The following is a 10686-nucleotide window of genomic DNA, read 5'->3' as shown; positions in this document are numbered from 1 at the left end:
TGGAGCGGCGCTTTGACCGCGCGGGGCGAGTCCACCCAGTCCGACACCGCCCGCGACGGCTTCAGCCGCATTGTGCGGAAGGGCTTCGTGACCGCCGACGTCGCCGCGGTCTATGACCTCAGCGACGCGATCAGCCTGTCGCTCCGCGTGGAGAACCTCGGCGATCGCCGCTTTTCAGAGGTCTTCGGCTACCGCGAGGCTGGACGGTCGCTCTATCTCGGGGTGCGCTGGAAGGGGTGACCTCAACGCCACCCGACCTTGCGGCGGACTGTGAGAGGGCGGGCGACGCTAAGGCCTATGCGGCGACGTCCTCGGCTTCGCCGCCCCTCACAAGCCCTTCGAGCCCCTGCTCGCGCACCTTGCGATAGAGGGTCGAGCGGCCGATGCCGAGGCGGCGGGCCACCTCGCTCATGTGGCCGGCGTAAACCTCGATGGCCAGTTGGATCAGATCGCGCTCGATCTCCTCCAGCGTGCGCAGATGCCCGCGCGCGTCGAGAATGCGAACCGGAGCCTCCGCGACGGGCTCGTCCTGGGCCGGCGCCGTGACCGACGCCAGCGCCGAGACGGGCGCGGCCTCGGACGGCGGCGCGGCGACGCCCGAGATGGCCGGGAAATCGTAGGGCTGCAGATAGGGCGAATCCGACAGAACAATCGCGCGATAGACCGCGTTCTCAAGTTGCCGGACGTTGCCGGGCCAGTCGAAGGCGGTGAGGTAGGCCAGGGTCTCGGGCGAGGCTCCCGCGACCGACTTGCCTTCCTCTACGTTGAAGCGGCGGACGAAGCAGTCGACCAGCGCCGGGATATCGTCGCGCCGCTCTCGCAGCGCCGGCGCTTCGATAGGAAAGACGTTCAGGCGATAGAACAGGTCCTCGCGGAAGCGGCCCTCGGCCACCGCCTGGGAGAGATCACGGTTGGTCGCCGAGACGATGCGGACGTCCACCTTGACCGAGCGCTTGGAGCCGATCGGATCGATCTCGCTCTCCTGCAGCGCCCGCAGCAGCTTGACCTGAACGTCGAGCGGCAGTTCGCCCACCTCGTCCAGGAACAGCGTGCCGCCATTGGCCTCCTGGAACTTGCCCAGGTGCTTGTCGGTGGCGCCGGTGAAGCTGCCCTTCTCGTGACCGAACAGGATGCTTTCGACGAGATTCTCGGGAATGGCGCCGCAGTTGACCGCCACAAACGGCTTGCCCGCCCGTTCTGAAGAGCCATGGACCGCGCGGGAGATCACTTCCTTGCCCACCCCGCTCTCGCCGGTGATCAGGATCGGGATCGACGATTTGGCCGCGCGCTCGCCCAGCCGCTTGACCATCAGCATGGCCGGTGAGGCGCCGATCAGATCATTGAAGGTGGTGCGGCCGCTGGCGTGCTTCTTCAACCGGTCCACTTCGCCCTTCAGCGCGCCCATCGAAAGCGCGTTGCGGATCGAGACCAGGATGCGCTCCGGGCTCGCCGGCTTGACGAAGAAGTCACAGGCGCCGGCCTGCATGGCCTTGACCACCGTTTCGATGCCGCCGGTGGCGGTCAGCACGATCACCGGCTGGGCGAAGCTGCGCGCGCGCATCTCGACCAGGGTGTCGTGGCCGGAGATGCCGGGCATCACCAGGTCCAGCAGGACCACGTCGACGGAGGCGCCGGATTTCAGGTGCTGGATCGCCTCATCGCCGCTCTGAGCGTGGGCGACAAGGAAGCCGTCCCGTTCCAGGACGGCCTGGATCAGACGGCGTTGCGTAGGGTCGTCGTCGACGACCAGGACCGTTTTGGCCATATGAAAACACCCACCGAATTGGACGCTCGTCTGTTCTGGACGAGGCCTTGTTGTTGTCTCCGATTGATACAGGCCAAGGGTAAAGGCGCCGTTTCGGAGACCTGAGTCAGGGGTTAACCGCGCCAGACGCGCGCACGCTCACATAGGGCAGGAAAGCCTGGACCAAGGGGCCGATGGCCAGGGCGTACACCACCGTGCCCAGACCCACCGATCCGCCCAGCGCCCAGCCCGCCGCCAGGACGGTGAGTTCGATCATCGTGCGGACCACCCGGATCGACCCGCCGGTCCGCGCCGCGAGACCGGTCATCAGGCCGTCGCGTGGTCCGGGTCCGAGGCCCGCGCCGATATAGAGCGCGCCCGAAAATCCGTTCAGGACCACCGAGCCGATTAGCGCGCCGCCGCGCGCCCAAGGGTCATCCAGCACCGGAAGCCAGGGAAGGGTCACATCCACCGCCAGGCCGATGATCAGGATGTTGGCCAGGGCGCCGATCCCCGGCCTCTGGCGAAGCGGCCACCACGCGCAGAGCACCAGGACGCCGACCAGCATCATCACCATGCCCAGGCTAAGGCCGGTCCGGTCTGCGAGGCCGGCGTGGAACACGTTCCACGGATCCAGGCCCAGGTCGGCCCGAACGAACAGCGCCAGCGCGGCGCCGTACAGCCAGAGACCGATCAAGAGCTGGAAGAGGCGACGGATCACAAGACAGGCCAATTGCGCCCGACTGGCCCTTGATTCCATATCCAGTTGTCGGATGTTGGCCTCATGACCGCCCGCCGCGTGAGTGTCGCCTCTCTTGTCCGCCTGCTCGGCGCCTGGCGCGCCGTGTCCGGGGCGCCGGCCTATGGACGTCTGGCCGACGCGATCCGGCTGCTGATCCTGGACGGACGCCTTGCGCTCGGCGTCGTGCTGCCGGGCGAACGCGAACTGGCCGAGGGCCTTGAGGTCAGTCGCACCACCGTCACCGCCGCCATGGCCCGGTTGCGCGACGCAGGTTTCCTGGAGCGCCGCCCCGGCGCCGGGGCCCGCACGCGACTGCCCGAGGGCCCGGGCGCGCGGGGCGCGGTTCCCCCGACCTCCGAGGATCCCGACTGCCTCGACCTCGCCTCGGCCGCGCCGCAGGCTGCGCCGGAAATCCCGCAGGCCTTCGCCGCGGCCTTGGAAGCGCTGCCGGCGCACCTCTCCAACCACGGCTACCAGTCGCTGGGCCTGCCGCTGTTCCGAGCCGCCATCGCGGCGCGCTACACGCGCCGGGGACTTCCGACCACGCCCGATCAGGTGATGGTCGCCAACGGCGCGCAGCATGGGCTTGGGTTGCTGCTGCGCACGTTCTGCGGGCCCGGCGACCGCGTGGTGATCGATCAGCCGACCTACCCGCACGCCATCGACGCCATCCAGCGCGCCGCCGCGATTCCGGCGCCCGTGGGTCTGCCTGAGGGCGATTGGGACGTGGACGGCGTCGTCGCCGCGATCCGGCAGAGCGGCGCGCGAATGGCGTACCTCATAGCCGATTTCCACAATCCGACCGGCCGCTGGATGTCGCAGGACGCGCGCGCCCGTCTGGCCCATGCTGCGATCCAGAGCGGCGCCATCCTGGTGTTCGACGAGACGCTGGCGGATCTGTGGCTGGATGCGCCGCATGACCCCTATAGGTTCGAGGATCCCGGCGGCGCGATCGTGCGGCTGGGCTCCATGGGCAAGAGCCACTGGGGCGGCCTGCGGCTCGGATGGATCCGCGCCCGCGCCGAACTCATCCAGGCGCTGGGCGGACGGCGCTCATCGCTCGATCTCGGCACCCCACTGGTGGAACAGCTCGCCGGCGCGCGCCTGCTCGCGGACGATAGGCCGCTGATCCAGCGCCGGGCGCACCTGCGGTCCCAGCGCGAGCACCTGAAGGCCGAGCTCGCGCGCCGTGCGCCTGATTGGCGGCCCAACTCACCTGCGGGCGGTCTATCGCTCTGGGTCGAGCTGCCGGCGCCGATCTCTTCTGCGCTGGCGGCCACCGGCGAGCGGTACGGACTGCGGCTGGCGGCGGGTCCCAGGTTCGGCGTCGGCGGCGTGTTCGAGCGCTACCTGCGCCTTCCCTACACCCTGCCGCGCGACGCTCTGACCGAAGCGGTCGAACGACTGGCGCGCGCCGCCCAGGCGCTTGGCCCAACGGCCCGGCTCGGCGCGTCAGCCTGGTCGGAAATGGTCTGAGGCCCTATCCTCTGAATTTGCGGCGTTTTCTGCGCTGAGCCGGTGTCCGCTTCAGCGAAAAACGCTCTAGGCCGCCGGCCTCGCCAGCGCGTCCTGGGTCAACAGGGCGTGGACCGCGTCAATGTTCTGGGCCTTGCGGAGCTGCTCGCGAAGTTCACCCTGCCGCAAGACCCGTGAAACCCGCGCCAGAGAGCGGAGATGGTCGGCCACGGCGCCCTTGGGCGCGAACAGCGCGAAAAGCAGGTCCACCGGTTGATCGTCCACGGCGCCGTAATCCACCGGCGCCTCAAGCCGCACGAACACGCCGCGCATGCGGGAAAGCCCTTCCAGACGCGCGTGCGGCACAGCCACCCCATGGCCGACGCCGGTCGAACCGGCCGCTTCGCGCTCCAGCAATGCGTCCAGCACATCACCTGCGTCGAGGCCGAACCGCAGGCTGGCGTTCTCGGCGATCACGGCCAGAGCCTTGCGCTTGTCGCCAGCAGCCACGCGTAAGGAAATCGCGTTCCGATCCAGAAGGTCGCCGATCATCATGGCGTCGCAGGAAGTCCCGTTCCAGGCGCCGCCGGGCTGGAGCCCGGGGCTATTGCTGTCCTTGGGGTTGGCTCAGGCCCGCCCCCACAGTGTTAGTACGACGCCCGGTGCGTTCCGGATCGATCCAGCCGATATTTCCGTCGGGCCGGCGATATACCACCGAAAGTCCGCCGTGCGCGGCGTTTCGGAACACGATTGTTTGAGCTTCGGTCATGTCCAATTCCATGACCGCCATGGAAACTGTCATCGACCGCACCGGCCGCTCGGTCTCGGCGATGATGATCGGCTCGCCCCCGGTGGCCTGGGGCTCAGGTTCATCCTCTGAGTCGTCGGCGCCGGGATCGGCGATCACGAAGTAAGCGGCGGTTTCGGCCTGGCGCGCCAGCGCCTGGGGATGATGATCCTTCAGCTTGTGCTTGTAGCGGCGGAGGCGCTTCACCATGCGGTCGAGCGCAGCGTCGAAAGCCACGTGAGCGTCCGGCCCCACGCCGTGGGACGTCAGCGCGTGGCCCGAAGCCAGGGTGACGGCGCAATCGACCTTGAAGGCGCTGCGCTCACGGCTGACCACCACGTCGGCGGCTCCGCCGCCACGTTCGAAGTACTTGGCGATGCTGGCGGTGAGTTCGTCGACGACCCGCGTTCGCAGGGCCTCTCCGACATCGACATGTTTGCCGGTGACCTGGACTTGCATGACCCGATCAACACGCCCGTCCGGCGGGCCTGTCAAGGCAGCGACAGCGCGGTGAACGCCGAGGCCACGAGGCTGACGACAATGTGAGCGGCGGCCGCCAGGACGGTGGCGCTGGCCGCGGCCAGCGCCAGTCCCACCAGCCCGATCAACCCGTCGCGCTGAATCAGCGAAAAGGCCAGCACCGTCACGGTCAGGCCCGGCAGCATGTTGCCAAACGGGATGGGCAGGATGAGCACGACGGCGAGCAGCGTGCAGATCAAACCGATGATCCGCTCCCCGACGGCGCCGAACAGAAAACTCAGCCTCGGCTTCGACACCGCCTCGATCCGGCGCAGCCAGGGCAACACCTGCATCAGGGGGCCACGGACGTCGTCCAGGCTGAGCGGGTGGGCCTTGATCCCGCGGGGAAGCCAGGGGGCTGAAGCCCCAATGATCAGTTGAGGCGCGAGCAGGAGCAGCGGCAGGCCGAAGATGCTGGTCGCGCCCGGCGGAAGCGGGAGGCTGCAGATCAGCCCGAACACGAACAGCACCGCGCCGATCGCGCGCCCCCCGAACGCCCGCATCAACTCGCCGAGGGTGATGGTCGGCTGGTCGCGGGAGGCGATGTCGAGGAGGACGGCGGACAGCGGCGGGGGAATCAAGGCCGGCCGCGATTCGAGAGACTGATCATCAGCTCCCCATCTGGCGACGTCCGCGCCCCGCGCCAAGCCCTAACCGCCGTTTGTCAGGCCAGTTCCTTCAGCCGCCTGCGCCGTTCCACCGACGAGGGGAGCCGCAGCGCCTCGCGATACTTGGCCACCGTCCGGCGGGCGATGTCGACGCCGGCCGCCTTCAGGATTTCGACCAGGGCGTCATCCGAGTGGACGCTGTCCTCGGTCGACTCGCTTTCGATCAGCTGTCGAATCTTGTGCCGCACGCTCTCGGCCGAGTGCGCCTCTCCGCCCTCCGAGGAGGCGATCGAGGAGGTGAAGAAGAACTTGAGTTCAAAGATCCCGCGCGGCGTCGCCACATACTTGTTGGAGGTCACGCGGCTGACCGTGGATTCATGCATGCCGATGGCCTCGGCCACGGTCTTCAGGTTGAGCGGTCGGAGGTGCTCGACTCCATGGACCAGGAAGGCATCCTGCTGTCGGACGATCTCGGAGCTTACCTTCAGAATGGTCCGCGCCCGCTGGTCCAGGCTTTTGGTCAGCCAACTGGCCTGGACCAGGCAGTCGGAGACGAACGTCTTTTCCTGATCGCTGCGCGCTTGGGCGGAAACCCGCGCGTGGTAGCGCTGGTCCAGGAGCACGCGCGGCAGGGTGTCGGAGTTCAGCTCCACGTGCCACAGGCCGCCGGGGCCTTCGCGAACAATCACCTCAGGCGCCACGGGCGTGGCCGGCTCGCCGCCGAAGGCTGCGCCGGGTCTGGGCGTCAGGCCGCGCACCTCGGCGATCATCTCACGCAGGTCGTCATCGTCCACGCCGCAAAGCCTGCGGAGAGCCGGCAGATCGCGCGTGGCCAGCAATGGCAGGTTGTCGAGCAGGGCGGCGATGGCCGGATCGTAGCGGTTGCGGTCCTTCAGCTGGATCATCAGGCATTCGCGGACGTCACGCGCCGCCACGCCGACCGGATCGAAACCCTGCACCACGCCCAGCACGCGCTCGACCCGTTCCGCGTCGCAGCCCAGGCGCCCGGCGATCTCCTCCACCTCGGCGCGCAGATATCCGCCCTCATCCACCGCATCGATCAGCACCATGGCGATGGCGGTGTCGGCGGACGCCAGGCCGGATTGCGCCACTTGCTGCTGCAGATGTTCCGCGAGCGTGATGTCGCGGGTCATGCGGCTTTCAAAATCGCCGTCGTCTGAGTCGAAGCTGCCGCCGGAACCCGCGCGCGACCAGTCGACCGCGCCGCCGGCGTCCGCGGCCTCCGGCGCATCCCCCGTCGCCCGCTCGCCAGGCGAGGCCTCGTCGTGAGTCGTATCCAGTTCGGCGCGGGCCTCGGCGTCGGCGACAACCTCGGATGCGCCGTCGCCCGCCTCCGACGCGGGGGCGTCAGGCTCCGCGTCACGCTCATCCCGCTGCAACAGGGGATTGCGCTCCAGCTCAGCCTCTACGAAGGCCTCCAGCTCGAGATTCGACATCTGCAGCAGCTTGATCGCCTGCTGCAGCTGGGGCGTGATGACCAGCCCCTGCCCTTGCCGCATCTCCAGGCGTGCGCTGAGCGCCAAAACGATTCCCCGTGGCTTGGCCGGTTGGCCTGGTTCTTGCTGTCCAGGCTAGGGGCCGATCCCCACCGTCCGGTTAACGCCGCGGACGTTGACAGGGGACGCGCGTCAAACGCCTCTGCTGTCCCTGTAGGGGGCATGATGCGGCGGGCGGACCGGCTGTTCCAGATCATCCAGATCCTGCGTCGTGGGCGCGGGCCGACGACCGCCGACGCCATGGCCCAGGAACTGGAGGTCTCCCGCCGAACTGTTTATCGCGACATCGCAGACCTCGTCGGCCAGCGCGCGCCGATTCGGGGCGAGGCCGGCGTCGGCTATGTGCTCGACGACGGCTTCGACATGCCGCCCCTGATGCTGACCCCCGACGAAGTCGAGGCCGCGGTGCTCGGCGCCCAGATGGTGGCGGCCCGTGGCGACCCGGCCCTGCGCCGGGCGGCCGAAGACCTGGTGGCCAAGATCGCCGCGGTGATACCCGAGAGCCTGCGCCCGCTGGTGGCCGAGCCCGCCACCCGTGCGGAGCCCAGCCCCAATGACAACGCCGACGCCATCGACATGGCCGCCCTGCGTCAGGCGATCCGCGCCGGCCAGAAGGTTGAGATCGCCTATCGCGACCGGGAGGAGCGCACGAGCTTGCGCCGCATCTGGCCCTTCGCGGTCGGCTACCAGGAGACCAGCCGCCTGATCATGGCCTGGTGCGAACTGCGCGCTGACTTCCGCAGCTTCCGCACCGACCGGGTCGAACGCGCCGACTTCACCGGGGAGCGCTACCCCGAACGCCCCGCGATCCTCCGCGCCCGCTGGCGGCGCGATCAGCAGGCCCGCTGGGCGGCCTGGAAGCCGGCGGAGGGCGAACGGTAGACGCGCCTACTGGAACCGGTCGCCCAGATAGACCCGCCGGACTTCTGCGTTCTCGACGATCTCGTCGGGGCTGCCCTCGAACAGCACTTCGCCCGCGTGGATGATCGAGGCGCGGTCGATGATGTCCAGCGTCTCGCGCACATTGTGGTCGGTGATCAGGATGCCGATGCCGCGCGCCTTCAGATAGCCGATCACTTCGCGGATATCGGCGATGGCCAGTGGGTCGATGCCGGCGAAGGGCTCGTCCAGCAGCATGAAGCTGGGCTCGGAGGCCAGCGCGCGGGCGATCTCCACGCGGCGCCGCTCACCCCCTGAGAGCGAGATCGCCGGAGAGGCGCGCAGGTGGTCGATGCGGAGTTCTTCCAGGAGCTGGGTGACCGTCTCCTTGGCCTTGCGGGCGTCGCGCTGGCGGAGCTCGACCACCGCCATGACGTTTTCCCACACGCTCATGCCCCGGAAGATCGAAGTCTCCTGCGGCAGATATCCCACGCCCATGCGGGCGCGCTGGTACATCGGCTGGGCGGTGATGTTTTCGCCGTCGAGATAGATCGCGCCGTAATCGGCGGGGATCAGGCCGGTGATCATGTAGAAGCAGGTGGTCTTGCCGGCGCCGTTGGGGCCCAACAGGCCGGCCACTTCGCCTCGCCGGAGACGCAGGGACACGCCCTTGACCACGGGCCGACCGCGAAACGCCTTGCCGACATTGTCGACCACCAGACCATCGGTCGGGATGGCGCTGCGGACCTGGACCGTCTGGGGCGCGTTCACTTGGCGACGCTTTCGCTCTTCTTGGCGGGATAGAACACGCCGCGGGGTCGCCCGGCGGATCCCCGGCCCGTCGAGACGCCGGTCATCTTGCCCTCGCCGGTCTGGGTGTTGAATTCCATGCGGGTGCCGCGCAACACGTTCTGGCCCTGCACCGCCACCACGTCGCCCGTCAGCACCACGGTCTCGGACTGGGCGTCATAGACCCCTGCATCGCCCCGCACCCGCTGATCCTTCGAGGTCACGTAGAAGACGGAGCCCTGGGCCTCCATGCGGATCAGGTCGCCGCAGGCGCCGGTCCCTGTGGCCGCGCCCGGCTTCTGAGCGAACACCGTGCGCAGCGTGTCGGCGCGCAGCCGAGCCTGCCCCTGCAGCGCCTCGGCGCGTCCTCGCCAGATCGAGACGCAGGCCTTGTTCTGCACCTCCAGCTCGTCGGCGGTGATGTCCACCGGTCCGTCGGCGTTGGGGCCAAGCTGTTGGGCCTGCGCACCGCCCGTGTGGAACAGCGCGACGGCGAGGAGGGGGAGAAGACGCTTCATTCCGGGTTGCCCTGTTTGTTCGGCTCCAGGCGCGTCCGCACACCGCCCTTGAAGATCATTCGATCACCCTTGCTATAGACGCCATAGGATTCGGCGCGGATCTCACCCAGAGCGCCCGCCCCCTGAATGGGTCCTGAACCGATAATCTCACCCGACTTGGTGTCGAACAGCGAGGCGGCCGTTGCGAAGCTGGAACGGGCGTCGGCCATATTGACCCCGTTGGAGAGTTCCAGCTTGCCGGTCTGCTCGTGGAACACGCCGTCGACGCCGTTCAGGCGCAGCTCATCGACGCCGTTCTCGTCGAGCACGAGCGCCGGCTTCTTCAGAATCACCCGTTGATAGTCGAGCCGATCGCGGACCGCCGACTCGGCGGTCAGCACGAAGGCGCGGCCCTTGTCGTCACGGCCGATGAATCGCGGCGCCACCAGCCGGATCGGCTCTTCGTTGCCTTGCCCGGCGCGCGGCTGCGCATTGAAGGTTGACCAGGCGACGCTGCCGATCAGGCCGGCGAAGATCAGGGCGATGCTGCCGGGCAGGATAATGCGCAAGGCCCGAATCAGGCGCGAGCGGCGACGCCAGCGTTCGAAATCGGCGCGGCGGGGGGCGTCCAGCGAGGCGTGGGCGGCGGTCATGGCGCGGGCCTAGCTGTGAGCGAAGATGTCGACATCTTCCCACCCCGCCACGTCCAGAAGGGCGCGATGCGGCAGGAAGTCGAAACAAGCCTTCGCGAAGCCATCACGACCCTCGCGCACCAGCATCTCGTCCAACCTGGCCCGAATCGCATGCAAGTGCAGGACGTCGGAGGCGGCGTAGGCCACCTGGTCGCCCGATAGCACCGTCGCGCCCCAATCGCTGCTTTGCTGCGCCTTCGACATGTCCACGCCGATCAGTTCCTTGGACACGTCCTTCAGGCCATGCCGGTCCGTATAGGTGCGCGCCAGCTTGGAGGCGATCTTGGTGCAATAGACGGGACCGGTCACCACCTTCAGATGCAACCAGAACATGGCGATATCGAAACGGCCAAAGTGGAAGATCTTGGTCACGGCCGGATCGGTCAGCAGGGCCTTGAGATTGGGCGCGTCATAGGTCGGCCGGTTGAGCCGCACCACGTGGGCGTCGCCGTCGCCA

At 68.3% G+C, this 10686-nt stretch carries 12 protein-coding genes and 1 pseudogene; 3 read left to right on the top strand and 10 right to left on the bottom strand.

Annotation, left to right across the window (positions count from 1 at the left end; all coding sequences use genetic code 11):
* A pseudogene (locus ACIQ3R_RS10325) lies at positions 1–240 on the top strand (hypothetical protein); the annotation flags it as partial.
* Positions 241–295: 55 nt separating this feature from the next.
* Here the strand turns inward: ACIQ3R_RS10325 and ACIQ3R_RS10320 are convergent.
* Positions 296–1765: a sigma-54-dependent transcriptional regulator gene (locus ACIQ3R_RS10320; protein ID WP_397418094.1), complete on the bottom strand. Its 1470-nt coding sequence runs from the start codon at positions 1763–1765 to the stop codon at positions 296–298.
* 106 nt (positions 1766–1871) lie between these two features.
* Positions 1872–2465, bottom strand: a complete 594-nt coding sequence (locus tag ACIQ3R_RS10315; protein WP_397418091.1) for a YitT family protein — start codon at positions 2463–2465, stop codon at positions 1872–1874.
* Between the two features lie 63 nt (positions 2466–2528).
* On the opposite strand from ACIQ3R_RS10315, the gene ACIQ3R_RS10310 reads away from it, so the two are divergent.
* Positions 2529–3962, top strand: a complete 1434-nt coding sequence (locus tag ACIQ3R_RS10310) for a PLP-dependent aminotransferase family protein (RefSeq protein WP_397418088.1) — start codon at positions 2529–2531, stop codon at positions 3960–3962.
* A 66-nt stretch (positions 3963–4028) separates the two neighbouring features.
* Here ACIQ3R_RS10310 and ACIQ3R_RS10305 read toward each other — a convergent pair whose 3' ends face one another.
* The 4 genes from ACIQ3R_RS10305 to rpoN are packed head-to-tail and all read right to left on the bottom strand — an operon-like array spanning position 4029 to position 7399.
* Positions 4029–4496, bottom strand: coding sequence for a PTS sugar transporter subunit IIA (locus tag ACIQ3R_RS10305; protein WP_397418085.1), 468 nt, complete (start codon positions 4494–4496; stop codon positions 4029–4031).
* Between the two features lie 49 nt (positions 4497–4545).
* Positions 4546–5187 carry a ribosome hibernation-promoting factor, HPF/YfiA family gene (gene hpf / locus ACIQ3R_RS10300; protein ID WP_397418083.1) on the bottom strand — a complete coding sequence of 214 codons (642 nt, stop codon included), beginning with the start codon at positions 5185–5187 and terminating at the stop codon, positions 4546–4548.
* 32 nt (positions 5188–5219) lie between these two features.
* Positions 5220–5894 (bottom strand): exopolysaccharide biosynthesis protein, encoded by a 675-nt coding sequence (locus ACIQ3R_RS10295; RefSeq protein ID WP_397418080.1) that lies wholly within the window; start codon positions 5892–5894, stop codon positions 5220–5222.
* Between the two features lie 17 nt (positions 5895–5911).
* Entirely contained in the window at positions 5912–7399 is a 1488-nt protein-coding gene (gene rpoN, locus ACIQ3R_RS10290; RefSeq protein WP_397418078.1) for an RNA polymerase factor sigma-54, read from the bottom strand.
* Between the two features lie 138 nt (positions 7400–7537).
* Between rpoN and ACIQ3R_RS10285 the strand changes: the two genes are divergently transcribed.
* Positions 7538–8254: a helix-turn-helix transcriptional regulator gene (locus ACIQ3R_RS10285; RefSeq protein WP_397418100.1), complete on the top strand. Its 717-nt coding sequence runs from the start codon at positions 7538–7540 to the stop codon at positions 8252–8254.
* Positions 8255–8260: 6 nt separating this feature from the next.
* On the opposite strand, the gene lptB is transcribed toward ACIQ3R_RS10285, so the two are convergent.
* The 4 genes from lptB to ACIQ3R_RS10265 all read right to left on the bottom strand — a co-directional run.
* The gene (gene lptB, locus ACIQ3R_RS10280) at positions 8261–8986 is read right to left on the bottom strand and encodes an LPS export ABC transporter ATP-binding protein (RefSeq protein ID WP_397418097.1); all 726 of its coding nucleotides are present in this window, start codon (positions 8984–8986) and stop codon (positions 8261–8263) included.
* Positions 8987–9018: 32 nt separating this feature from the next.
* Positions 9019–9558 (bottom strand): LptA/OstA family protein, encoded by a 540-nt coding sequence (locus ACIQ3R_RS10275; RefSeq protein WP_397418076.1) that lies wholly within the window; start codon positions 9556–9558, stop codon positions 9019–9021.
* Positions 9555–10190 (bottom strand): LPS export ABC transporter periplasmic protein LptC, encoded by a 636-nt coding sequence (lptC, locus tag ACIQ3R_RS10270; RefSeq protein ID WP_397418074.1) that lies wholly within the window; start codon positions 10188–10190, stop codon positions 9555–9557. The genes ACIQ3R_RS10275 and lptC overlap by 4 nt, the downstream gene beginning before the upstream one ends.
* A gap of 9 nt (positions 10191–10199) precedes the next feature.
* A partial coding sequence (locus tag ACIQ3R_RS10265) for a ribonuclease D (RefSeq protein WP_397418072.1) occupies positions 10200–10686 on the bottom strand: 487 nt, incomplete at its 5' end.

Origin of the sequence: Phenylobacterium sp., assembly GCF_044371015.1 — a bacterium.
GTDB lineage: Bacteria > Pseudomonadota > Alphaproteobacteria > Caulobacterales > Caulobacteraceae > Phenylobacterium.
Note: the sequence above shows the minus strand (reverse complement) of the source record. Positions and strands in the feature narration are given on the sequence as shown.